Source organism: Azospirillum sp. 11R-A (assembly GCF_049472615.1).
GTDB classification, from domain to species: Bacteria; Pseudomonadota; Alphaproteobacteria; order Azospirillales; family Azospirillaceae; genus Azospirillum; species Azospirillum palustre.
This window is the reverse complement of record NZ_JBCEBL010000027.1, coordinates 20891-45514: the sequence shown is the minus strand read 5'-3', so window position 1 is coordinate 45514 and position 24624 is coordinate 20891. Positions and strand designations below refer to the sequence as shown.

Here is a 24624-nt window from a genome sequence, read left to right as displayed (position 1 = left end):
CCTATCCGTGGAAATGTTCGTAGAGCTTGCGCGCAATCGCCTCGCTGATGCCGGGGGCGGCCTCCAGATCCTTCAGGCCGGCGGACGCGACGGCGGTGGCGCTGCCGAAATGGTGCAGCAGCGCTTTCTTGCGGGCCGGGCCGATGCCGGGGATGCCGTCGATGCGGCTGTGCGAAATCGCCTTCATCCGGCGGGCACGGTGGCTGTCGATGGCGGTGCGGTGGGCTTCGTCGCGCAGCCTTTGCAGGAAATGCAGCACCGGATCGTTGGGTTCCAGCGTCAGCGGCGGTTGTCCGGGGCGGAAGAAGCGCTCCCGTCCGGCGTTGCGGTCCGGCCCCTTGGCGATGGCGACCAGCGGTATGTCGGTGATCTGGAGCATCGCCAGCTCGTCCTTCACCGCGTTCAGCTGCCCCAGACCGCCGTCGATCAGGACGAGGTCGGGCCATTGCCCCGAATCCCGGCCAGCATCGCTGCTGCGGTGGAAGCGGCGGGTGAAGGTCTCGCGCAGCATGGCGTAATCGTTGCCGGCGGCCTCGGGATCGCGGATGTAGAAACGGCGGTAGGCATTGCGCTGGAACCCCTCCGGCCCGGCCACCACCATGGCGCCGACCGGGAAGGAGCCCTGGATGTGCGAGGTGTCGTAGATCTCGACCCGGCGCGGCGCGTCGGGCAGGCCGAAGACGCGCGCCACCCCCTCCAGCAGCGTCGCCTGAGTGGAGCGCTCGGCCAGCCGGCGGCCCAGAGCGTCGCGGGCGTTGGTCTGCGCGTGTTCGACCGCGCGGCGCTTCGGCCCGCGTTTCGGGCATTCGACGGCGACGTGGTGCCCGGCGGACAGGCTCAGCGCTTCCTCCAGCAGCTCCGCTGACTCGACCGGCTCGCTCAGCAGCAGCAGGCCCGGCGGCGGGGTATCGGCATAGAGCTGGGCGGCGAAGGCGGCCAGGATGTCGCCCGGCTCCTCCTCGGCATCCACGCGCGGGAAGAAGGCGCGGGTGCCCTGGTTGCGGCCGCCGCGGAAGAAGAAGGCCTGGACGCAGGCCGCACCGCCGTCCCGGTGCAGGGCCAGCACGTCGGCATCGCCCAGCGTGTCCTCCAGGTTGATGTCCTGGCGGCTTTGCAGCGCGGTCAGGGCGCGGATGCGGTCGCGCCAGCGGGCGGCGTCCTCGTATTCCAGCCGGTCGGAACTGTCGAGCATGTGGCGGGCGAACTCCGCCTGCACCTCCGCACTGCGGCCGGACAGCACGTCGCGCACGCCCTGGACCTGGGCGGCGTAGTCCTCTTCGTCGACGCGGCCGACACAGGGAGCGGAGCAGCGCTTGATCTGATGTTGCAGGCAGGGCCGGGTGCGCGAGGCGAACACCCCGTCGTCGCAGGTGCGCAGCAGGAAGGCGCGTTGCAGGGCGGCGATGGTCATGCCGACCAGATGCGGCGAGGCGTAGGGGCCGAACAGGTCGGACTCGCGGCGGTTGCCCTTTCCCGATGTGCCGCGCCGCTCGGCGCTGCCGCGGTGATGCATCAGGCGGGGGAAATCATGCCCGCCCCTCTTATTACTTTGGCCGATGACGATGTAGGAGAAGGAGCGGTCGTCCTTCACCAGGATGTTGAAGGGCGGCAGCAGGCTGCGGATCAGGTTCGCTTCCAGCAGGAGCGCCTCGGCCTCGGTGTGGGTGGTGACGAACTCCATGGAGCGGGTCAGCGACACCATCCGCCGGGTGCGGTTGGGCAGCCCGTCGGTCCGGGTGTAGCTGGCCACCCGCCGCTTCAGGTTCTTCGCCTTGCCGACATAAAGGACCGACCCGTCGGCCGCCAGCATCCGATAGACGCCGGGCGTGTCCGGAAGGGTCGGCAACTGGGCGCGGATCACGTCCGCTCCGCTGCCGGGCACCCCGTCCATAAGCTCTCTCGTTCCCGCAAAGATCCGATTCGCCGCTTACCCAAGCAGTAGAACGGAACGGGACCAAGAGACAAGAATCGGATGACGCGATTCCGACGGGGTGCCGCAGGACCCTGCCATGCGGTCGGGAGGCCGGTCAGCCGCCGAACACGGTGTTCAGCTGGGCGCCGACGCGGACGAAGGTGGTGCGTTTCGGCACTTCCTTCAGCCGGGTGGCGCCGATGTAGGTCATCATGCTGCGCACGCCGCCCATGATCTCCTGCATCGTGTTCTCAACCGGGCCACGATAGGGGACGTCCACCGTCTTGCCTTCCGACGCGCGGTAGGAGGCGACGCCGCCGGAATATTTGTGCATCGCGGTGTCCGACGACATGCCGTAGAAGGTCATGGCGACCGGCACCCGGTTGCCGTCCCGGTCCTCGTAGCGGATCTCGCCCTCGCACTCGTCATGGCCGGCCAGCATGCCGCCCAGCATGACGAAGTCGGCGCCGGCGCCGTAAGCCTTGGAGATGTCGCCCGGCACGGTGCAGCCGCCGTCGCCGCAGACCTGCCCCTTCAGCCCGTGGGCGGCGTCGGCGCATTCGATGATGGCCGACAGCTGGGGATAGCCGACGCCGGTCATCTTGCGGGTGGTGCAGACCGAACCCGGCCCGATGCCGACCTTGACGATGTCGGCGCCGGCCAGCAGCAGCGCCTCCGTCATGTCGCCGGTGACGACGTTGCCGGCCATGATGACGGCGTCCGGATTCTCCTGGCGCAGGCGGGCGATCACCTCGACGAAGCGCTCGGTATAGCCGTTGGCGACGTCCAGGCAGATCTTCCCCACCGGCGCCTTGGCCTTCACCGCCAGGAACTTGTCGTGGTCGGCCTCGGCGATGCCCATCGAATAGAAGACGTTGGACAGGGTGGCCGATTCAGCTTCGGCCCGGAAGAAGTCGGCCAGCTCTTCGGCCTTGTAGTGCTTGTGCAGGGCGGTCATCGCGCCGAAGCGAGACAGTGCGCGTGCCATGCCCATGCTGCCGGTGACGTCCATGTTGGCGGCGATCAGCGGAAAGCCGGTCCAGTCGCGCTGGGTGTGCAGGAAGGTGAAGGTCCGGTTGACATCCACGTCGTTGCGGCTCTGCAGCGTGCTGCGTTTCGGCCGGATCAGCACATCCTTGAAGTCGAGCTTGAGGTCGCTTTCGATGATCACCGCACACCTACTCATCTCTGTTGGGTGGGCCAACTGCTTTTCATCAGGCCCAACATCACAGAGTGGAGGCGATGACGCGGTTCGGCAAGCGGCGTCGGGGCCGCAGGCCGGGGTGCCGCGTTTGAAGCTGTTTCGCTGAAACGAGGGGTATCCGCCTACTCCTCCGCCTCCTCCCCGTCGCCGTTGGCCGCGTCGCTGCCGTCGGCGACATGCACCTGGCAGTCGGCGTTGCTCAGCACCTCCATCAGCTCGGCCGGTGGCAGGCGGTCGGTGAACAGCGCGTCGAGCACGCTGACGTCGGCCATGCGGATCATGGCGTTGCGGCCGAACTTGGTGTGGTCGGTGACCAGGAAGACCCGGCGCGAGCTTTCGATGATGGCGCGGGCGACGCGGACCTCCTGCTCGTCGTAGTCCAGCAGGTCGCCTTCGCTGTCGATGCCGCTGATGCCGATGATGCCGATGTCCACCTTGTAGCGGCGAATGAACTCCACCGTCGCCTCGCCGATGATGCCGCCGTCGCGCTCGCGCACGAGGCCGCCGGCGATGGACAGGGCAAAGTTCGTGTTCTTGTGCAGGATGGTGGCGACGTTCAGGTTGTTGGTCAGCACCCGCAGCCGCTTGTGGCCGAGCAGGGCCTGGGCCACCGCCTCCGTCGTCGTGCCGATGTTGAGGAACAGCGACGCATCCTCCGGCACATGGCGGGCGACCAGTTCGGCGATGCGGCGCTTTTCCTCCGCCATCAGGGTCTGGCGGGTGGAATAGGCGATGTTCTCCACGCTGGACGGCACGGTGACGCCGCCACGGAAACGCCGCACGGCCGACTGGCCGGCCAGATGCTCGATGTCGCGGCGGATGGTCTGCGGCGTGACATCGAAATGTTCGGCCAGCCACTGGATCTGCACCATGCCCCTGGCATGGACCAGAGCCACGATTTCCTGCTGGCGGCGTTCGGCGTCCAGGCGCGCATCCATCGGTGGGCTGTCTCCGGTCTCGAAAGGGTCGTGAGTGAATCAGATGCGCGCGATGGGTCAAAGCGAAAAGGCGCCGGTTCCGGCGCACGGCTGGAGTTGCGGCACCGTACGCCCGATATTGTTCGTAGCACAAGCATGTTTCTTTACGAAAATGAACGCGCATGCTATGACAGGATCCACGCGGTTCCGATGTCTGCCCGATGGCGTCAGCCCGATCAGGGTTTGCCGCGACTGACGGCTGTCGCCGCCATCCTTCAAACTTGTCGCGACGTTCAACGGTCCGGCCTGCCGACATAAAGATAACGTATAGGAGAGGTATATGACGCAACTGACGCCAGCCGGGGGGCGGCAAAGTGTTCGGCTCGGCATTCAGGGGCGGCTGTTTCTGGCTTTCGGCGGGGTGGCGATACTCGCCGCCTTCGCCAGCGTGATGGCGTGGTGGTCGTTGACCGAGACCGGGCGCTCGATGGGTGAAATTGGCCGCAGCAGCGTGCCGGCCATCGTCCGCTCGCTCACTCTGGCGAAGGACAGCACCGCGATCGCCGCCGACGCGCCTGCGGTGGCGGCCTCGCGCGATGCGGCGGAGCTGACGGAGCGGATGGACGGCCTGACCAAACGGCTGGCGGGCCTGCGCGACCGCATCGGGGCGATGCGGAGTCAGGCCGGCGGAGGAGCCGACGGCATGGCCGCGGATGCGGACGCGGTCGCCAAGCTGCTGGAGCGCATGGGGGCTGCACTCGACACGCTGGGCAAGCGCACCGCCGAACGGCTGGCGATGGAGGAGAAGCTCAACACGCTGGTCGCCGACGCGGTGATGGCGCACGAGGACTTCACCGATCTGGTGGCGCCGCTGCTGGAGGTGTCAACCCTGTCGGTCAACAATGTGGTGGGCGATCTGGCCGCCGCGCAGGCGGTCGACACCGCAACCGGGCTGGGCCGCCGGCTGGCGCAGGAGGAACTGCCGGTCATCACCCAGCTGATGAACGTGCAGGCCAACGGCAATCTCGCCTTCGGCATGATCGCCGCCGCCTCCAGCGTGCCGCATGGGGCGACGTTGAACAACATCCGGTCGAAGTACAATTGGGCGCTGCTTCGCGTCGACAACGCCATCGGCGCCCTGCCGAAGGACAGCCCGGACCGGCCGTCGCTGGTGAAGGCGCGCGATGGGCTCGCCGCTTTCGGCGGTGGCGCCGGCAGCGTCTTCCGCCTGCGCGACGAACAGGCGCGCATCACCGCCGACATCGAAAGCGCGCTGGCCGAGACGGTGCGGCTGACCACCGATTTGAACGGCACCATCGATGCGGTGGTCGCCCACCAGCAGGAGCGCACCGATGCCGACGTGACGCGGACCGAAACGGCGATTTCCGGTGCGGTCGCGGTCCAGGGCGGCGCTGCTGCGGTCGTGGTGCTGTCGAGCCTGCTGATCGCGTGGTTCTATGTCCGCAACCGGCTGACCCGGCGTCTGATGCGGGTGATCGACGCCATGCGCGCCGTGGCCGGCGGCGATCTGGCTGCCGACGCCGCGGTCGGCGGGCGCGACGAAATCGCCGAGATGGCGGGGATCGTCGGCGTCTTCCGCGACAAGAGCGCCGAGATCGCCCGCTTGCAGGAGGAACAGGACGCGATGAAGCAGGCGGCCGATGCCGAGCGGTCGCGCACCATCCAGTCCATCACCGCGAGCATCGAGGCCAGCGTGAAGGAGGCGTCACGCCACATCAGCGCCGCATCGGCCGACATGCGCGAGGCGTCGGAGGGGATGTCCGCCACCGCCGAGCAGACCTGCCGCCGGATGACCGACGTGCGGTCGGCGGTCGCCGACACCGCGACCAACGTGCAGACGGTGGCCGCCACCGCCAGCCAGCTTTCCGCCTCCATCGGCGAGATCACCCGGCGGGTCGGCGATTCCAGCCAGATCGCCCGCAGTGCGGTGGAGGAGGCGCGCAGCACCAACGACCTGATGGTGGAACTGGCGACAGCGGCGCAGAAGATCGGCGACGTGGTCGGCATGATCAACGCCATCGCCGGGCAGACCAACCTGCTGGCCCTGAACGCTACCATCGAGGCGGCGCGCGCTGGCGATGCGGGCAAGGGCTTCGCCGTGGTGGCGGAGGAGGTGCGCAGCCTCGCCGGCCAGACTGCCAAGGCGACGGAGGAGATCGCCCAGCAGGTCCAGGCGGTGCGCACGACGGCGCAGGGAGCCGTGTCGGCCATCGACGACATCGGCCGCACCATCAGCCGCATCGACGAGATCACCGCCATGGTCGCCGCCGCGGTGGAGGAGCAGTCCGCCGCCACCGACGAGATCGCACGCAGCATCAACCACGCTTCCGACGCGGTGCAGAGCATCGCCGACACGGTGGTGTCGGTGGACGACGCGGTGAACCGCACCGGCAGCGCCGCCGCCCAGGTGGTGGACGCCACCCGCGCGCTTTCGCAACGGTCCGAAAGCCTGAGCGAGGATATCGACCGTCTGCTGGGCCGCATCCGCGCGGCGTGAGCCGGGTCCGGGGAGGGGAGCCGGATCAGCCTTATTTCCGATAGGAAAGATGCCCGATCCGGCGTAGCCTCGGAAACATGATCCGTTGAACAAACATTTTCCTTTTCAAACGCGAACGAACATTCTATGTTCCGAAACGAAAGCGGCTGGGTTCGAGAAGGAACCGCCGCGGTACGGAGAGGAACCCATGGCAAACGAGTCCGCGGTTACCGACCTTCTGATCGTCGGCGGCGGCGTGAACGGGGCGGGCATCGCCCGCGACGCGGTCGGGCGCGGGATGTCGGTGGTGCTGTGCGAACAGGGCGACCTTGCGGGCGCCACCTCGTCGGCCAGCACCAAGCTGATTCACGGCGGCCTGCGCTATCTCGAATATTACGAATTCCGTCTGGTGCGCGAGGCGCTGCAAGAGCGCGAGGTGCTGCTGCGCGCCGCGCCGCACATCATCTGGCCGCTGCGCTTCGTCCTGCCGCACGACAGCAGCATGCGGCCGGCCTGGATGGTCCGCATCGGCCTGTTCCTTTACGATCATCTTGGAAAGCGCAAGCTGCTGCCGGGCTCGCACGGCGTCGACCTGACCAGCGCGCCGGCGGGCAAGCCGCTGGCGGGCGGCTTCACCAAGGCGTTCGAATATTCGGACTGCTGGGTCGAGGACAGCCGGCTGGTCGTGCTGAACGCGATGGACGCGCGGGCCCGCGGCGCGGAAATCCTGACCCGCACCCGCTGCGAGAAGGCCGAACGCAAGGGTGGCCTGTGGGAAGCGACGCTGGTCGACACCCGCACCGGCGCCACCCGCACCGTCCGCGCCCGCGCGCTGGTCAATGCCGCCGGCCCCTGGGTGCGCGAGATGATCGCCAAGCGCACCGGCGTCACCGTCGACAAGTCGGTCCGTTTGGTCAAGGGCAGCCACATCGTCGTGCCGAAGATGTTCGACGGCGACCATGCCTACATCTTCCAGAACGACGACCGCCGCATCGTCTTCGCCATCCCGTACGAGCGCGATTTCACCCTGATCGGCACCACCGACCTCGATTATTCGGGCGATCCCGGCGCGGTGGCGATCTCCCCTGAGGAAATCGCCTACATGTGCCGGGCGGTGTCGCGCTACTTCGCCAAGCCGGTGCACGAGAGCGACGTGGTGTGGACCTACAGCGGCGTCCGGCCGCTGTTCGACGATGCCAGCGGCAATGCCTCGGCCGTCACCCGCGACTATGTGCTGGAGATGGACGAGCCGGCCGGCGACGCGCCGATGCTGTCGATCTTCGGCGGCAAGATCACCACCTTCCGCCGGCTGGCGGAGGAGGCGACGGAAAAGCTGGGCAAGGCGCTGGGCAAGGGCGGCATCACCTGGACCGCCGACGTGGCGCTTCCCGGCGGCGACATCGCCAACGCCGATTTCGCCGGCTTCCTGGCGGGCTTGAAGCGCAGCCGGCCCTGGCTGCCCGATGCGCTGGCCCTGCGGCTGGCGCGCGCCTACGGCACGCGGGTCGAGCGGCTGCTGGGCGACGCCAAGGGGCTGGACGATCTGGGCATCGATTTCGGGGGCGGCGTCCATGAGGCCGAACTCGACTATGCCGCGCGGGAGGAGTTCGCCATGACCGGCGACGACTTCCTGTGGCGGCGCTCCAAACTTGGGCTGCACCTGGACGCAAATGTCCGGGAGGCCATCGGCGGCTGGTTCGACCGGCGCCGCGAAGCAACGGCCAACAGGGGTACGGGCGGCGATACCGCCACCCTGCGGTCGATGGGAGGAACGCGGTGACACTCACACTGGAAGGCGTGGCGAAGCGCGTCGGCGCCGAGCAGCATCTCCATCCCCTGTCGCTGGAGCTGCAACCCGGCAGTTTCAATGTGCTGCTGGGGCGGACGCTGGCCGGCAAGACGACGCTGATGCGGCTGATGGCCGGGCTGGATGCGCCCAGCGCCGGGCGCGTGCTGGAAAACGGCAAGGACGTGACCGGCACATCGGTGCGCCATCGCGACGTGGCGATGGTCTACCAGCAGTTCATCAATTATCCGGCGATGACGGTCTTCGAGAACATCGCCTCGCCGCTGCGCCGCCAGGGCAAGGACAAGGCGGAGATCGACGCCAAGGTGCGGCGCACCGCCGCCATGCTGCGGATCACGCCTTATCTCGACCGGCTGCCGGCCGAGCTGTCGGGCGGCCAGCAGCAGCGCTGCGCCATCGCGCGGGCCCTGGTGAAGGGCGCCGGCCTGCTTCTGCTCGACGAGCCGCTGGTCAACCTCGACTACAAGCTGCGCGAGGAGCTGCGCGCCGAACTGCGCGAGATCTTCGCGGACGGCAAGACCACCGTCGTCTACGCGACCACCGAACCGCAGGAGGCGCTGATCCTCGGCGGCAACGTGACGGTGCTGCACGAGGGGCGGATGTTGCAGACCGGGGCGACCGGCGACGTGTTCCACACGCCGGCCTCGCTGGAATGCGCGCAGGTGTTCAGCGACCCGCCGATGAATGTGGTGGACGCGATCCTGACCAACGACCGCGTGGCCCTGTCCGACGGCACCAGCCTGCCGCTGTCCGCCCACGACCGCAACCTGCCGGCCGGTCCCTGCAAGGTCGGCATCCGCGCCAACCACCTGACGGTGCTGCGGCGGAGCGAGCGGCTGGTGCCGATCCGGGGCAAGGTAGCCCTGTCGGAGATCAGCGGGTCGGAGACCTTCGTCCATCTGCGCCACGGCGACAGCACGCTGATCGCGCGCGAGGAGGGGGTGCACAGTCATCCGATCGGCAGCGACATCCAGGTCTATGCCGATCCCGACCGCATCTTCGTCTTCTCCTCCGTGGGCAAGCTGGTGGCGGCACCCAACTGGCGGCGCGGCGCGCTGCGCAACATCGCTTAAGGGGGGCGGGAGCGATGGCGACCATCCAATTCGACAATCTCGGCCATTCCTATCACCCGCATCCCAGCAAGCCTGAGGACTACGCGCTCCGCCGCCTGTCGCAGGAGTGGGAGGACGGCAAGGCCTATGCGCTGCTGGGGCCTTCGGGCTGCGGCAAGTCCACGCTGCTGAACATCATCTCCGGCCTGCTGGTGCCCAGCGAGGGACGGGTGCTGTTCGACGGGCTGGACGTGACCCGCTGCACCCCGGAAGAGCGCAACATCGCCCAGGTGTTCCAGTTCCCGGTCATCTACGACACCATGACGGTGTACGAGAACCTCGCCTTCCCGCTCCGCAACCGCAAGGTTCCGGCGGCGGACGTCGACCGCCGCGTGCGGCAGGTGGCCGAGGCACTGGACCTGACCGCCGATCTGAAGAAGCGCGCCCAGCGGCTGACGCCGGACGCCAAGCAGAAGATCTCCATGGGCCGCGGTCTGGTGCGGTCGGACGTGGCGGCCATCCTGTTCGACGAGCCGCTGACCGTCATCGACCCGCACACCAAGTGGATCCTGCGCCGCAAGCTGCGCCAGATCCATGAGGAATACCGCCTGACCATGATCTACGTGACCCACGACCAGGTGGAGGCGCTGACCTTCGCCGACAAGGTCGCGGTGATGTACGAAGGCGCCATGGTCCAGCTCGGCACCCCACAGGAGCTGTTCGAGAACCCCGAGCACACCTTCGTCGGCTATTTCATCGGCAGCCCCGGCATCAACCTGATGCCCTGCACGCTGGGCAACGACCATGCGCTGGTCGACGGCATCGCCATCCCGCTGCCCGACCGCGCCGTGTCGTCGGCCGGCGGCCGGGTGGGCGGCAAGTTCGAGCTGGGCATCCGGCCGGAATTCCTGGAACTGACCCGCAGCGGCAACGCCGGCGCCATCCCGGTGCAGGTCACCGGCGTCGACGATCTCGGCACCTCCAAGCTGGCGACGGTGCGGCTGAACAACCACACGCTGAAGGTGCGGCTGAGCGAGGAGCAGGAGATCCCGGCCCTCGACGCCGCCATTCGTTTCCCCACCCGGTGGACCAAGCTCTACCGCGACAGTCATCTGGTCGGTTGAAGGAGCCATGAGCCATGGATAAGGTCCAGGACAACCGGGCTTGGTTCCTGATCATCCCGGTCTTTCTGATCGTCGCCTTCAGCGCCGTGGTGCCGCTGATGACGGTGGTCAACTACTCGGTGCAGGAGATCTTCGGCCCCGGCCAGACATTCTTCGTCGGCACCGAATGGTTCGAGGCGGTGCTGAAGGACGAGCGGCTGCACGATGCGCTGGTCCGCCAGATCGTCTATTCGCTGGCGGTGCTGGCCATCGAGATCCCTTTGGGCATCCTGATCGCGCTCGGCATGCCCGGCGGTCGCAGCGCTAAGACGTCGCTGACGCTGGTGCTGCTGGCCCTGCCGCTGCTGATCCCGTTCAACGTGGTCGGCACCATCTGGCAGATCTTCGGCCGCGGCGACATCGGCCTGCTCGGCGCCACCTTCCGCGCCATCGGCATCGACTACAACTACACCAACAATTCGGCCCATGCCTGGGTGACGGTGCTGGTGATGGACGTCTGGCACTGGACCAGCCTCGTGGCTCTGCTGTGCTACGCCGGCCTCCAGTCGATCCCGCCGGCCTTCTATCAGGCGGCCAAGATCGACGGCGCGTCGAAATGGGCGGTGTTCCGCTACATCCAGCTGCCGAAGATGCGCGGCGTCCTGATCATCGCGGTGCTGCTGCGCTTCATGGACAGCTTCATGATCTACACCGAGCCGTTCGTGCTGACCGGCGGCGGCCCCGGCAACTCCACCACCTTCCTCAGCCAGTATCTGACGCAGATGGCGGTGGGTCAGTTCGACATCGGCAAGGCCGCGGCCTTCTCCATCGTCTACTTCCTGATCGTGCTGCTGTTCAGCTTCATCTTCTACACCATCATCACCCGCACCGGCGAGGGAGAGAAGAAATGAGCAAGGCTGCGGTTCTCGCTCCCGGTTCGCTGGCGGCCCCGGCAAACATCCGCCGCTCTTCGGCGCGGGTGTCCAACAGGACCATCGTCCTGGTCTGTTACATAATCTTCCTCATGCTGCCCATCTACTGGATGGTCAACATGTCCTTCAAGACGAACGAGGAGATCCTGTCGGGCCTGACGCTGTATCCGCACAACCCGACGCTGCGCAACTATGCCATCATCTTCACCGATCCCAGCTGGTACAGCGGCTACATCAACTCGATCTACTATGTGACGCTGAACACCATCATCTCGCTGACGGTGGCGCTGCCGGCAGCCTACGCCTTCTCGCGCTACCGCTTCATCGGCGACAAGCACGTCTTCTTCTGGCTGCTGACCAACAAGATGGCGCCGCCGGCCGTGTTCCTGCTGCCCTTCTTCCAGCTCTACCAGACGGTCGGGCTGTTCGACACGCACATCGCCGTCGCCCTGGCGCACTGCCTGTTCAACGTGCCGCTGGCGGTCTGGATCCTGGAAGGCTTCATGTCGGGCGTGCCGCGCGAGATCGACGAGATGGCCTACATCGACGGCTACAGCTTCCCGCGCTTCTTCGGCACGGTGTTCCTGCCGATGATCCGGGCCGGCGTCGGCGTCACCGCCTTCTTCTGCTTCATGTTCAGCTGGGTCGAGCTTCTGCTGGCCCGCACGCTGACCTCGGTCGACGCCAAGCCGATCGCCGCCACCATGACCCGCACCGTCAGCGCGTCGGGCATGGACTGGGGCCTGCTGGCCGCCGCCGGCGTGCTGACCATCCTGCCGGGCGCGCTCGTGATCTGGTTCGTCCGCAACTACATCGCCAAGGGCTTCGCCCTGGGTCGCGTCTGAAGGAGGCCGCGTCATGGATATGGAATGGATGGCGTGGACCACGCCGACCGCGATCTTCTTCCTGTGCATTGCCCTGATGCTGGCCGGCATGACGGTCTGGGAAGTGGTGTCGCCGACGGTGGAGGCCAAGGGCTTCCTGCCGATGCGCACCACCCGCGGCGACCGCCTGTTCATCGGCCTGCTCGGCAGCGCCTTCATCCATCTGGGCTGGCTCGCCGCGACCGACGCGTCGCTGTGGGGCGCCTCTGCGGTCTCGCTGGTGTGGATCGCCCTGATCATCCGGTTCGGGTGATCCGCTTCGGCTGAGGAGACGACAAGGTTTTCAAGGAATCCGTTCCCCGCGGGGCTGCGGGGATGACGGGAAGAGCGGTGGTTTCCGCTGGTAAGAGCAATACGAAACGTCAACCCGACACCAAGTCGATCAAGTGGGAGGAAGCATGCTTCAGCAACAGACTTCGCGTCATTCTCTGCGGCGCCGCCTGACCGGGGCCGTGATGGCCGGTGGCATCGGCGTCCTGCTGGCGATGGCCTCGGCCGGCCCGTCCGCCGCCATGACGCCGGACCAGGAAGCCGTCGCCAAGCGCATCATCGAGGAACTCCAGCCCTCCACGCTGTCCAAGGACGAGCAGATGAAGGAGCTGGAGTGGTTCGTGAAGGCCGCCGAGCCCTACAAGGGGATGGAGATCAACGTCGTCTCCGAAACGCTGACGACGCACGAGTTCGAATCGAAGACGCTGGCCAAGCTGTTCAGCGAGCTGACCGGGATCAAGCTGAAGCACGACCTGATCCAGGAAGGCGACGTCATCGAGAAGCTGCAGACGCAGATGCAGTCGGGCCGCAACGTCTATGACGCCTACGTCAACGACAGCGACCTGATCGGCACCCATGTCCGCTACGGCCAGGCCATCGCGCTGTCCGACTTCATGGGCGGCGAAGGCAAGGACGTCACCCTGCCGACGCTGGACGTCAAGGACTTCATCGGCACCAGCTTCACCACCGGTCCGGACGGCAAGCTCTACCAGCTGCCCGACCAGCAGTTCGCCAACCTCTACTGGTTCCGCGCCGACTGGTTCGCCCGTCCCGACCTGAAGGAGAAGTTCAAGGCCAAGTACGGCTACGATCTGGGCGTCCCGCTCGACTGGTCGGCCTACGAGGACATCGCCGAGTTCTTCACCAACGACGTGAAGGAGATCGACGGCGTCCGCGTCTTCGGCCACATGGATTACGGCAAGAAGGACCCGTCGCTCGGCTGGCGCTTCACCGACGCTTGGCTGTCGATGGCCGGCGCCGGCGACAAGGGCCTGCCGAACGGCAAGCCGGTGGACGAGTGGGGCATCCGCGTCGAGGGCTGCCGCCCGGCCGGCGCCTCGGTCGCCCGCGGCGGCGACACCAACGGCCCGGCCGCCGTCTATTCGCTGGTCAAGTACATCGACTGGCTGAAGAAGTACGCGCCGCCGGAAGCCGCCGGCATGACCTTCTCCGAAGCCGGTCCGGTGCCTGCCCAGGGCAACGTCGCCCAGCAGATCTTCTGGTACACCGCCTTCACCGCCGACATGACCAAGCCGGGCCTGCCGGTGGTCAACGCCGACGGCACGCCGAAGTGGCGCATGGCCCCCTCGCCGCACGGTCCGTATTGGGAGCAGGGCATGAAGCTCGGCTACCAGGACGTGGGGTCGTGGACGCTGCTGAAGTCCACCCCGGCCGAGCGCCGCAAGGCCGCGTGGCTCTACGCCCAGTTCACCGTGTCGAAGACCGCGTCGCTGAAGAAGACGCTGGTCGGCCTGACGCCGATCCGCGAAAGCGACATCAAGTCCGACGCGATGACCCAGGTGGCGCCGAAGCTGGGCGGTCTGGTCGAGTTCTACCGCAGCCCGGCCCGCGTCGCCTGGACGCCGACCGGCACCAACGTGCCGGACTATCCGAAGCTGGCCCCGCTGTGGTGGCAGAACATCGCCGAAGCCGTCACGGGTGAGCGCACCCCGCAGCAGGCGATGGACAATCTGGCCGAGCAGATGGAGCAGGTGCTGGCCCGCATGGAGCGCGCCAACATCGGCGGCGAGTGCGCGCCGAAGTTGAACCCGAAGAAGGACGCCAAGGAGTGGTTCGCCGCCCCCGGCGCCCCGAAGGCCAAGCTCGACAACGAGAAGCCCAAGGGCCAGACCATCGCCTATGACGACCTGCTGAAGGCGTGGAAGGAAGGCCGCGCCCAGTAACGGGCCGGCAGAACGGTTCTCCTCCTGGCACTTCGTCCTGGTTGGGCCAGGGGTAAACTGCGGGGCGGCGGCATGCTGCCGCCCCGACTTTATTTTTCTGAAGGTTCCCTCTCCCGTCCCGGGAGAGGGAAGGGGCCCAAGCAAAGCTTGGGAAGGGTGAGGGGTAATCCAAGGAACAAGATCCATGTTCGGATTGTCCTCACTCTCCCGCCTTTGGCGGGTCCCTCCCTCTCCCGGGGCGGGAGAGGGTATGAAGTCCAAGAATTCACGAGGGAACGCTTCCATGAGCAAGGCCGGCCACATCCTCGCCATCGACCAGGGCACCACCTCGTCACGGGCGATCCTGTTCGACGGCCGGGGGACGCCGCTGGCCGAAGCGCGGCGCGAGTTCCCCCAGCATTACCCCGGCGACGGCTGGGTCGAGCATGATCCCGCCGACATCCTGCGCGACGTGCGCACCGTGGCGCGCGAAGCGGTGGAGAAGTCCGGGGTCGACGTGTCCGCCATCGCCGCCATCGGCATCACCAACCAGCGCGAAACCACCGTGGTGTGGGACCGCGCGACCGGCGAGCCGATCCACCGCGCCATCGTCTGGCAGGACCGCCGCACCGCCGCGCTCTGCCACGATCTGGTGGCGGCGGGCAATGCCGAGTTGGTGCGCTCCAGGACCGGCCTGCTGATCGACGCCTATTTCTCCGCCACCAAGATCGCCTGGATCCTCGACCATGTGCCGGGCGCCCGCGCGCGGGCCGAGCGGGGCGAGCTGTGCTTCGGCACCATCGACAGTTTCCTGATCTATCACCTGACCGGGCGGCAGGTGCATGCGACCGACGCGACCAACGCCTCGCGCACCATGCTGTTCGACATCCATGCCCAGGACTGGGACGACGAATTGCTCGGGCTGTTCCGGGTGCCGCGCGCCATGCTGCCGCGGGTGCTCGACAGCTCCGACGATTTCGGCGCCACCGAGCCGGAGCTGCTCGGCCGGCCGATTCCCATCGCGGGCGTTGCCGGCGACCAGCAGGCGGCGGCCTTCGGGCAGGCCTGCCTGACGCCGGGCATGGCGAAATCGACCTACGGTACCGGCTGCTTCGCGCTGATCAACACCGGGGAGACGCCGGTGGTGTCGAAGAACCGGCTGCTGACCACCGTCGCCTACCGGCTGAACGGCAAGACCGCTTACGCGCAGGAAGGCTCGATCTTCGTCGCGGGTGCGGCCATCAAGTGGCTGCGCGACGGTATCGGCATCATCACCCATGCCAGCCAGACCGACGACATGGCGACCCGCGTGCCCGACAGCCACGGCGTCTATTTCGTCCCGGCCTTCGTGGGCTTGGGTGCTCCGCACTGGGATTCGGCCGCTCGCGCCGCGATCTTCGGCATGACGCTGGATGTCGGCCCGGCCCATATCGCCCGCGCGGCGCTGGAGGCGGTCGCCTTCCAGACCCGCGACCTGATGGAGGCGATGGCCGGCGACTGGGGCGGTACCATCAATGCGCTGCGCATCGACGGCGGCATGGCCGCCAACGACTGGCTCTGCCAGTTCCTGGCCGACCTGCTGAACATGCCGGTCGAACGGCCGAAGGTGATCGAGACCACGGCGCTCGGTGCCGCCTGCCTCGCCGCGCTGAAGGTCGGCGTGTTCGACGGGCTGGAGTCGGTGTCCGATGCGTGGCGCAGCGAACGCCGGTTCGAACCGCGCATGGAGCAGGGCAAGCGCGACCGCCTCTATGGCGGCTGGCGCGACGCCGTGGCGCGGGTGCGGTCGGAGCGTTGACGGCTTCGATGGCGGGAATTTGCAGAGTTTCTGGCGCAGACGGGCAAGTGGCCCCGATCCGCTGCCGGTAATCTGACTTCGGTTGCGCGCTCCTCCCTCGGGTGCGTCGTCCTCGCCGGTTCGGCGGGGACACTGGGCCGGACGGTCGATACCGTCCGGCCCGTTTCTTTTCCGGCCCGATTCTTCTCCGGTCACACCCCTTCGCGGTCGGCCAGCATGTGGCGGATCTCGCTCTTCAGCAGCTTGCCGGTGGCGGTGTGGGGCAGGCTGTCGACGAAGCGGACATCGTCGGGGATGCACCATTTCGCCACCTTGCCGTCGAAGACCGCCAGCAGTTCCTCGCGGGTGACGCTGGAGTCCGGTTTGCGGACGACGACCAGCATCGGGCGCTCGCCCCATTTTTCGTCGGGCACGGCGACGGCGGCGGCCTCCTGGACGCCCGGATGGCCGACGGCGATGTTCTCCAGGTCGATGGAGCTGATCCACTCGCCGCCCGACTTGATGACGTCCTTGGTGCGGTCGACGATCTGGACATAGCCGTCGGCGTCCATCGTCACCACGTCGCCGGTCTCGAACCAGCCCGGCACCGTCTGGTGGGCCGGGCTTTCCGTCACGCCGAAATAGCCGGAGCAGACGGTCGGGCCGCGCACCAGCAGCCGGCCGAAGCTGGTGCCGTCGCGTGCCACATCGTTGCCGGAGCCGTCGACGACGCGGAACTGCACGCCGCAGATCGGCCGCCCCTGCCTGGAGGCCAGCGCCAGGGCCGCCTCGGCATCCTGTCCGCGGTGCTTGCCCTTCGGCGTGTTGGCGAGGCCGAGCGGGCTGGTTTCCGTCATGCCCCAGGCATGCAGGACCTCGACCCCCATCTCCTGGAAGCGCTGGATCATCACCGGCGGGCAGGCGGAACCGCCGATGGCGATGCGGCGCATGGTTGTCAGCTTCTTCCTGTTGGCGTCCAGCCAGTTCAGCAGCGCCAGCCAGACGGTCGGCACGCCGGCGCTGTTGGTGACCTTCTCGGCCTCGAACAGCTCATGGAGGCTGGCGCCGTCCAGCTTGCCGCCGGGGAAGACCAGCTTGGCGCCGACCATCGGCGCGGCATAGGGCACGCCCCAGGCGTTGACGTGGAACATCGGCACCACCGGCAGCACCACGTCCGACGCCGACAGGCCGAACACGTCGGGCAGGCAGGCGGCGATGGCATGCAGGTAGGAGGAGCGGTGGCTATACAGCACGCCCTTCGGATTGCCGGTGGTGCCGGAGGTGTAGCACATGCTGCAGGCGGTGTTCTCGTCCAGCTCCGGCCAGTCGAAGCTGTCCGGCTGGTCGGCCAGCAGATCCTCGTAGCACAGCAGGTTGGGCAGGCTGGAGGCCGGCATGTTGGCGCGGTCGGTCATCACGACGATGCCCTTCAGCCCGGTCAGCTCGTGGGCGATGCCCTCCAGCAGCGGCAGGAAGGTCAGGTCGGTGAACAGCAGCCGGTCTTCGGCGTGGTTGACGATGTAGGCGATCTGTTCCGGGAACAGGCGCGGGTTGATGGTGTGGCAGACCATGCCCGAGCCGCCGATGCCGTAATAGCATTCCAGGTGGCGGTAGCCGTTCCAGGCCAGCGTGCCGATGCGGTCGCCCGGCTTCATGCCCAACGCTGCCAGCGCGTTCGCCAGCTTCTGGGCGCGGACCCAGGCGTCGGCATAGGTGTAGCGGTGGATCGGCCCCTCGGTGGTGCGCGACACGATCTCGGTGTCGGCATGGTAGAGCGCTGCGTGACGCAGGATCGACGTCACCAGCAGGGGGCCATTCATCATCATTCCGCGCAGCATCGTTTCACTCCCGGTTTGGTCGCTTCTGGTTTTGAGCAGTCTGCTCTTGGGTCGTCTGGTGGTGGGTCGTCTGGTTGTCGGGCATCGTCATGCATGCAGGCGGTGAGCCGCCGTTCGGCGTCTGCCTCCATCGCCTCCAGCTCAAGGATCACCTCGCTGATTTCGGAGCGCATCCGCTCAAGCTCAACGAGGCGGGCGCGGATTTTGCGCAGCCCGTCGCGGTACTGCCCGGCGCTGGGCCGGCCGGAGCGGTAGTGGGCGAGATATTCGGCGATCTGCTCCAGCGAGAAGCCGACCCGGCGGAACTTCAGGATCAGCATCAGCCGCGCGCGGTCGCGGTAGGTGAACACCCGCCGCCCCCCGGCGCGTTGCGGAGCCAGCAGCCCCTTTTCCTCGTAATAGCGCAGCGCCTGCGGCGTGAGGTCGAACTCCGCCGCCAGTTCCGTCACGCCATATACCCGATCCCGTTCGGCCATGAACAATCCCCTGTGCCGACGATTTCGCCACGGGTGCCGGGGGGAAGTCAACGTCAATGAGCTAAAGCAGGCTTTATGTCGCGTCAGGCCCTCCCATGTTTTGCCGCGACGTTCGGTGTGCGGACGGCTCGGTGCGACTGTGGCAGAGATTTCACATGACAAGCCACGGCGGCCGGTGCTTCCTGCGCTCGGACTTCGGCATCCGGACTTCGGCATGCAGGCGGACGGGAAGCGGGGGAGTGGGGTGACGGGGAGGACCAGCTTTTTGCGCCGTCCGATCGGCGAGCGGTGGGACTTTGCCGCGGTATTGGGACTGCTGGCCCTTCTGGTGCTGGTCGCCGTCACCTTCCGGCAGTACGGCATCTCCAACGACGAGGAGGTGCAGCATGTCTACGGCGCCAAGCTGATCGACTGGTACCACAGCGGCTTCGGCGACGATTCGGCCTTTACCTACAAGAACCTCTATCTCTATGGCGGACTGTTCGACATGGCGGCGGTGGCGCTGGCGCCGCTGCTGCCCTTCGACCCGTACGAGACGCGGCATCTGCTGTGTGCCCTGATCGGGGTGGCGGGGGTCGCGGTGGTGTGGGGCGTCGGCCGCCGGCTGGCCGGGCCGCGGGCCGGATTCCTCGCCGGGGCGCTGCTGGCGCTGTGCGGTCCCTGGTATGGCGGGCTGTTCAACCACACCAAGGACGTGCCCTTCGCCGTGCTGATGATGGCGGGGATGGCGCTGCTGGTCCGGCTGGCCGGGCAGATGCCGCGGCCGCGCCTGCCCACGGTGCTGGGATTCGGCATTGTCGTCGGGCTGGCGCTGGGCATCCGGGTCGGGGCGCTGCTGCTGGTCGGCTATGCGGCTGCGATGCTGGCGGGGTGGCTGCTGGTGGGCGGCATATCCGCCGCCCGGCTGCGCGAGACCGGGCGGGGAGCGCTGCGCCTGCTGCCGGCGCTGCCGGTCGCCTACGCGCTGATGGCGGTCTTCTGGCCCTGGGCGGTGCTGGAGCCACTGAACCCCTTGCGGGCGCTGGCCGATTTCTCGCACTTCCATTACCCGATCCGTACCCTGCTAGGCGGCACCGACTATTGGATGTACGAGGTGCCGCGCAGCTATCTGGTCTGGTATCTCGGGATCAAGCTGCCGCTGGTGATGCTGGGCGGTGCCGTGCTGGGGCTGCTGGTTCTGCCGGCGGCGATGCATCGGGACCGGCTGGCCGGTGGGGAGGGCATCGCCCGCGCGGTCGGCTGCGGGCTGGTGGCGCTGGCTGCGCTGTTTCCGGTGGTCTGGTTCACCGTCACCCATGCGCCCGGCTATACCGCGATCCGCCATTTCCTGTTCGTGCTGCAGCCGCTGGCCGTGCTGGGCGGCATCGGGCTCGACCGGCTGCTCGGCTGGGCCGGCGCCTGGAGGTTCGGCGTGTCCCAGCGCACCGGGCGGGGACTGTCTGCCGCCGTGCTGGCCGGGATTGCGCTGGCGCTGGTCCTGGGGCGCGAGGCGGTGGTCCTGGAGTCGCTGCACCCCAACGAATATGTCTATTTCAACGAGCTGGTCGGCGGCGTCGCCGGCGCGGTGCGCAAATACGATGTCGATTACTGGGCCAACAGCCTGCCCGAAGCGGTCGAGGATCTGTCGGAGGTCATCGCCGCGGAGGAGGCGCGCACCCACCGCCACCGCAGCTACAGCGTCGCCGTCTGCGCCGAACCGCTGGCCTTCGAGAAGCTGGCGCCGGCCAACCTGCATTGGGTCACCGACTGGACCCGCGCCGATTTCTTCATCGCGCCGACGCAGGAGGATTGCGACACGCTGATGGCCGGCCCGACGGTGGCGGAGGTCGAGCGTGACGGTGCGCTGCTGGCGGTGGTGAAGGATCTGCGCAAGCCGGAGGAGCCGGCGACGACCGTCGAAATGGCCCGCCTGCGCACCGGCCGCCAGCAGCGCCACTGGTGGTGACGGTCGGCTATCCCCGCGGCAGGAAGCGCGTGCGGTCCAGGCCGTGGCGGGCCATCTTTTCGTTCAGCGTGCGGCGGGGGATGTCCAGCAGATCCATCACTGCCTTGATGTCGCCTTTGCAGCGCTCCAGCGCCTGTTCGATCGCCCGTTTTTCGAAGGCATCGACCTGATCGGCCAGGGCGCGCGGTGGTGCCGCCGCCTCTCCCCCAACGGGGCGGCGGCGCAGCAGGCCGGCAACGCTGCTACGCCCCACCGACAGGACATGGCGTTCGGCCAGATTTCGCAGCTCCCGCACATTGCCGGGCCAGTCGTGGGCGAGCAGGGCGTCGAAGTCGGCCGGCTCCAGCGGACGCGGTTCGCGGCTATGGCGGGCGGCGAACTCGGCGGTGAAATAGTCGAACAGCAGCGGAATGTCCTCCGCCCGCGCCCGCAGCGGCGGGATGTGCAGTTCAGCCACGTTCAGCCGGTAATAGAGGTCGGCGCGGAAACCCCCCGCCTCGCTGAGGTCGAGCAGGTCGATCTTGGTCGCAGCGACCAGCCGCAGATCGACCGCGACCTGCTTGTTGGAGCCCAGCCGTTCGATGGTGCGTTCCTGGAGCGCGCGCAGCAGCTTGACCTGGATGGCGAGCGGCATGCTCTCGATCTCGTCGAGGAACAGGGTGCCGCCGCTCGAATGCTCCAGCTTGCCGGCGCGGCGCTGGGTGGCGCCGGTGAAGGCACCGGGCTCGTGCCCGAACAGTTCGCTCTCCGCCATGCTGTCGGGGATGGCGCCGCAATTGACGGCGACGAAGGCGCCCTTTTCTCCACGCGAGCCGAAATCATGCAGGCAGCGGGCGACCAGCTCCTTCCCCGTGCCGGTTTCGCCATGGATCAGCACGCTGGCGCTGGTGGCGGCGAGGTCGATCAGGTCGCGCTGCAACTCGGCGATGGCGGGAGAGGTGCCGATCAGCCGCGCCTCGATCCCGCCGCCGGCCGCGCGGCGGCGCAGGCCGCGATTCTCCAGCACCAGACGACGTTTCTCCACCGCGCGGCGGAGGACGGCGACGAGATGGTCGGGTTCGAAGGGTTTCTCGATGAAGTCGTAGGCGCCGCGCCGCATCGCCTCCACCGCTAGGGCCACGTCGCCATGGCCGGTCACCAGGATCACCGGCAGGTCGGCGTCGCGCTCCAGCGCCCGTTCCAGCACGGCCATGCCGTCCATCCGCGGCATCCGCACGTCGGTCACCAGCACGCCGGGAAAGTCGGGCGACAGCAGGTCCAGCGCCAGCTGTGGCGTCTCGAAGCCCTGTGCCGCGAAGCCGGCCAGTTGCAGCCATTGCGTCACCGACACGCGCATCGCCAGCTCGTCGTCGATGAAAAGCACGGGGGTGGCAAGCGGATCGGTCTTCATCTGGCCCTCACTGTGCCTCTGGCAGCTGGACGACGAAGCAGGCGCCGCCCTCGGGGTTGTTCTCCGCCCGCAGCGTGCCGCCGAAGTCCCGCACGATGCCATAGGACAGCGACAGCCCGAGGCCAAGCCCCTGTCCGACCTCCTTGGTGGTGAAGAAGGGGTCGAACAGCTGGAACTGGTGCGCCTCGGCGATGCCGGTGCCGGTGTCGCGGATGCGGATCTCCCAGCCCTCGGCGTTGCGGGTGGCGGTCAGAGTCAGGCGCCGGTCCCCGCTGCCCTCCATGGCGTCGGCGGCGTTGCGCAGCAGGTTGACGAAGACCTGCTCCAGCCGCACCGCATCGCCGCGCACGCGGGCGTCGGGCGGGATCGACCGGTCAACCTGCACCTCCTCCTCGCGCAGACGGGAGGCGAGCAGGGCCAGCGCGCGGTCCAAGGCGCGGGCGACCGGAACGGCCTCCACCCGTGCCGGCCCCTTGCGGGCGAACTCCTTCAAATGGCCGGACAGCAGGGCCATCCGTTCCGCCAGATCGCCGATCATGGCGAGGTTGTCGCGGACCATCGCCGTTTCCCCCCGTTCCGCCAGCAGCCGGGTGGAGGCGACGAAGGTGCGGATGGCGGCCAGCGGCTGGTTGATCTCGTGGGCCAGCGCCGCCGACATCTGGCCGAGTGCCGCCAGCTTTCCGGCCTGCACCAGCTCCTCCTGCGCGTCGCGCAGGATGCGGTTGGCGGTCACCAGTTCGGCCGTGCGCTCCTCCACCCGGCGTTCCAGCGTCACCCGCGCCTCACGCTGGAGCCGCAGGGTCTGGCGCCGCAGCCAGCCCAATGCGGCGGCCGCGGCCAGCAGCAGGATGCCCATGGCGGTCAGAATGGCGGCCCCGGTTGCTTCCGCCTTTACCGGCTCCAGGTCGGACAGGAAGCGGATGGTCCAGCCGAACTCCGGCAGGGCAAGCTCCTGCATCAGAAAGGCGCGGCGGTTTGCCCCCGGACCGGAAACCGGAAGGCTGACCAGCCGGGCGCCGTTTTCCATCAGCGGGCCGTCACCCAGGCCGAGGGGGGGCAGGTCGCTGCGGTCATACTGGCGGGTCTGGGCCAGCCGGGCCGTCACCGCGTCGGGCAGCGGGCGCAGGGCGCGGTATTTCCATTCGGCATGGCTGGACAGGAAGACGATGCCGTTCTCGTCGGTCACCAGCACCCGCTCGCCGCCGGCCGCCCAGTCGCGCTGGACCGTTTCCAGATCGATCTTGACCACGGCGACACCGGTCAGAGCCTCGCCCTGACGCACCGCGTGCGACAGGAAATAGCCGGGCAGGCCGGTGGTGACGCCGATGCCGAAATAGCGGCCGCTGCCGCTCTCGACCGCCTGACGGAAATAGGGGCGGAAGTCGTAAGTATGGCCGATGAAGCTCTGCACCGGATCGGCCCAGTTGCTGGCCGCCAGCGCCAATCCCTTGCGGTCCACCACATAGAGCGCCGCCGACCCGGCCGCCGCGTTCGCCGTCTCCAGCCGGCGGTTCACGGCGTCGCGCCGCAGGTCCGAAGGAGCATCGAGCAGGTCGAGCACCTCATGGTCGCGGGCGAGCAGGAAGGGCAGATAGTCGTAACGGCCGACCGCGTTGCGGATGCTGCTGGCATAGAGGCCGAGACGCTGGTCGCCGTTGAGGGTCAGCGCCGCCCGCGCTTCCGCCTCCGCCCAGCGATAGGCGCCCCAGCAGGCCAGTGCCGTCACCGCGGCCAGCGCCGCGACGAGGATCGCCATCCTGCGGTGGCGCAGCGGACGGGGGGAAACGGTGTCGGCCATGCCTGTCTATGGAGCCGCCGGGGCGATGCTGTCCAGCGCCTTTTCCGACGGAACGACGGAGCTGTAAAGCAGTGTCGGATTTTGAATGAACGTTCAATCAAGAAAGCCGGATCAGGAAATCCCGGAGAATCATTTCTATGCCTATGTCAAATGAACAGCCGTCCGATGCGTGACATTGGCCGGGTTTTGTTGTTTGCGTCACTTTCATGATGCACGAAAGCCGGCTATGGTGCGCCGCCGACGGCTTGGGCTCGACCTTGCCGCAACTGCCGGCAACGGGATCGAAACGGGGGGACAGGATCATGGACGCCGAATCCATTCGCGCCGCTTATCGCCGCTACGCCGGCTTCTACGACCGTGTGTTCGGGGTGCTTCTGGCATCGGGCCGGCATGCGGCGGTGGAGTGGCTGAACCGCCGCGGCGGCCTGCGCATTCTGGAGGTCGGCGTCGGCACCGGCCTGTCGCTGTCCGACTACCGCAAGGACAACCGCGTCGTCGGCATCGACCTGTCCACCGACATGCTGAAGGTGGCGCAGGAGCGGGTGGAGCGCGAGAAGCTCGACCATGTCGAGGGGCTGCTGGAGATGGATGCCGGCAAGCTGGCCTTCGCCGACGGCAGCTTCGACGTGGTGGTCGCCATGTATGTGATGACCGTCGTCCCCGATCCCCAGGGCACGATGGCCGAGCTGGAGCGCGTCTGCAAGCCCGGCGGTGACATCGTGATCGTCAACCACTTCGCCGCCCCCGAAGCCGGTGTCCGCCGCGCGGTGGAAGGGTGGCTGTCGCCCCTGTCGAAGAAGCTCGGCTGGCGGCCGGACTTCACGCTGGATGCGATGATGACCGGATCGCGGCTGGCGGTGGAGAGCATCCGCACGCTGCCGCCCTTCGGGCTGTTCAGCCTGCTGCACTGCCGGCGGGGGTAGAGTGAGATAGCCGGGA

General features: G+C 67.7%; 19 protein-coding genes. 11 read left to right on the top strand and 8 right to left on the bottom strand.

The genetic code is table 11. From position 1 onward, the window contains the following. Position 1: 1 nt before the first annotated feature. From uvrC to VH569_RS27630, 3 genes are all read right to left on the bottom strand, one after another. The gene (uvrC, locus tag VH569_RS27640; RefSeq protein WP_423319592.1) at positions 2 to 1891 is read right to left on the bottom strand and encodes an excinuclease ABC subunit UvrC; all 1890 of its coding nucleotides are present in this window, start codon (positions 1889 to 1891) and stop codon (positions 2 to 4) included. A gap of 136 nt (positions 1892 to 2027) precedes the next feature. Then, positions 2028 to 3083 (bottom strand): GMP reductase, encoded by a 1056-nt coding sequence (locus VH569_RS27635; protein ID WP_423319590.1) that lies wholly within the window; start codon positions 3081 to 3083, stop codon positions 2028 to 2030. Positions 3084 to 3238: 155 nt separating this feature from the next. Continuing rightward, positions 3239 to 4042 (bottom strand): DeoR family transcriptional regulator, encoded by an 804-nt coding sequence (locus VH569_RS27630; protein ID WP_377807835.1) that lies wholly within the window; start codon positions 4040 to 4042, stop codon positions 3239 to 3241. Positions 4043 to 4373: 331 nt separating this feature from the next. On the opposite strand from VH569_RS27630, the gene VH569_RS27625 reads away from it, so the two are divergent. The 9 genes from VH569_RS27625 to glpK all read left to right on the top strand — a co-directional run bounded on the left by VH569_RS27625 (position 4374) and on the right by glpK (position 16259). After that, on the top strand, positions 4374 to 6551 hold the full coding sequence (locus tag VH569_RS27625) for a methyl-accepting chemotaxis protein (RefSeq protein ID WP_423319588.1): 2178 nt from the start codon (positions 4374 to 4376) through the stop codon (positions 6549 to 6551). 187 nt (positions 6552 to 6738) lie between these two features. Continuing rightward, a complete protein-coding gene (gene glpD / locus VH569_RS27620) occupies positions 6739 to 8310 on the top strand; it encodes a glycerol-3-phosphate dehydrogenase (RefSeq protein ID WP_423319586.1) in 1572 nt (523 codons plus the stop codon). Further along, positions 8307 to 9410 (top strand): ABC transporter ATP-binding protein, encoded by a 1104-nt coding sequence (locus VH569_RS27615; RefSeq protein ID WP_423319584.1) that lies wholly within the window; start codon positions 8307 to 8309, stop codon positions 9408 to 9410. The genes glpD and VH569_RS27615 overlap by 4 nt, the downstream gene beginning before the upstream one ends. Positions 9411 to 9424: 14 nt before the next feature. Then, positions 9425 to 10513: an ABC transporter ATP-binding protein gene (locus tag VH569_RS27610; RefSeq protein WP_109049475.1), complete on the top strand. Its 1089-nt coding sequence runs from the start codon at positions 9425 to 9427 to the stop codon at positions 10511 to 10513. Between the two features lie 14 nt (positions 10514 to 10527). After that, positions 10528 to 11403 (top strand): carbohydrate ABC transporter permease, encoded by an 876-nt coding sequence (locus tag VH569_RS27605; protein WP_109049476.1) that lies wholly within the window; start codon positions 10528 to 10530, stop codon positions 11401 to 11403. Between the two features lie 113 nt (positions 11404 to 11516). Further along, positions 11517 to 12269, top strand: coding sequence for an ABC transporter permease subunit (locus VH569_RS27600; RefSeq protein WP_246307146.1), 753 nt, complete (start codon positions 11517 to 11519; stop codon positions 12267 to 12269). Between the two features lie 13 nt (positions 12270 to 12282). Next, positions 12283 to 12561 carry a DUF2160 domain-containing protein gene (locus VH569_RS27595; protein WP_423319581.1) on the top strand — a complete coding sequence of 93 codons (279 nt, stop codon included), beginning with the start codon at positions 12283 to 12285 and terminating at the stop codon, positions 12559 to 12561. A gap of 145 nt (positions 12562 to 12706) precedes the next feature. Next, complete coding sequence (locus VH569_RS27590; protein ID WP_423319579.1) at positions 12707 to 14482, top strand: ABC transporter substrate-binding protein; 1776 nt, start codon at positions 12707 to 12709, stop codon at positions 14480 to 14482. A gap of 283 nt (positions 14483 to 14765) precedes the next feature. After that, the gene (gene glpK, locus VH569_RS27585) at positions 14766 to 16259 is read left to right on the top strand and encodes a glycerol kinase GlpK (RefSeq protein WP_423319577.1); all 1494 of its coding nucleotides are present in this window, start codon (positions 14766 to 14768) and stop codon (positions 16257 to 16259) included. A 191-nt stretch (positions 16260 to 16450) separates the two neighbouring features. Here the strand turns inward: glpK and VH569_RS27580 are convergent, their stop codons facing one another. After that, positions 16451 to 18076 carry a 3-(methylthio)propionyl-CoA ligase gene (locus VH569_RS27580; protein WP_423319575.1) on the bottom strand — a complete coding sequence of 542 codons (1626 nt, stop codon included), beginning with the start codon at positions 18074 to 18076 and terminating at the stop codon, positions 16451 to 16453. Further along, a complete protein-coding gene (locus tag VH569_RS27575; protein ID WP_423319573.1) occupies positions 18061 to 18552 on the bottom strand; it encodes a MerR family transcriptional regulator in 492 nt (163 codons plus the stop codon). The genes VH569_RS27580 and VH569_RS27575 overlap by 16 nt, the downstream gene beginning before the upstream one ends. A gap of 265 nt (positions 18553 to 18817) precedes the next feature. Here VH569_RS27575 and VH569_RS27570 point away from each other — a divergent pair, with 265 nt between their 5' ends. Further along, positions 18818 to 20497: a glycosyltransferase family 39 protein gene (locus tag VH569_RS27570; protein WP_423319571.1), complete on the top strand. Its 1680-nt coding sequence runs from the start codon at positions 18818 to 18820 to the stop codon at positions 20495 to 20497. A gap of 7 nt (positions 20498 to 20504) precedes the next feature. Here the strand turns inward: VH569_RS27570 and VH569_RS27565 are convergent, their stop codons facing one another. The 3 genes from VH569_RS27565 to VH569_RS27555 form a co-directional block, all read right to left on the bottom strand. Continuing rightward, positions 20505 to 21887 (bottom strand): sigma-54-dependent transcriptional regulator, encoded by a 1383-nt coding sequence (locus VH569_RS27565; RefSeq protein WP_423319569.1) that lies wholly within the window; start codon positions 21885 to 21887, stop codon positions 20505 to 20507. A gap of 7 nt (positions 21888 to 21894) precedes the next feature. Then, complete coding sequence (locus tag VH569_RS27560; protein WP_423319567.1) at positions 21895 to 23685, bottom strand: sensor histidine kinase; 1791 nt, start codon at positions 23683 to 23685, stop codon at positions 21895 to 21897. Positions 23686 to 23782: 97 nt separating this feature from the next. Then, positions 23783 to 23989 (bottom strand): hypothetical protein, encoded by a 207-nt coding sequence (locus tag VH569_RS27555; RefSeq protein ID WP_423319565.1) that lies wholly within the window; start codon positions 23987 to 23989, stop codon positions 23783 to 23785. Here VH569_RS27555 and VH569_RS27550 point away from each other — a divergent pair. Continuing rightward, positions 23988 to 24608, top strand: a complete 621-nt coding sequence (locus VH569_RS27550; RefSeq protein ID WP_174474859.1) for a class I SAM-dependent methyltransferase — start codon at positions 23988 to 23990, stop codon at positions 24606 to 24608. The genes VH569_RS27555 and VH569_RS27550 overlap by 2 nt on opposite strands. Positions 24609 to 24624: the final 16 nt, after the last annotated feature.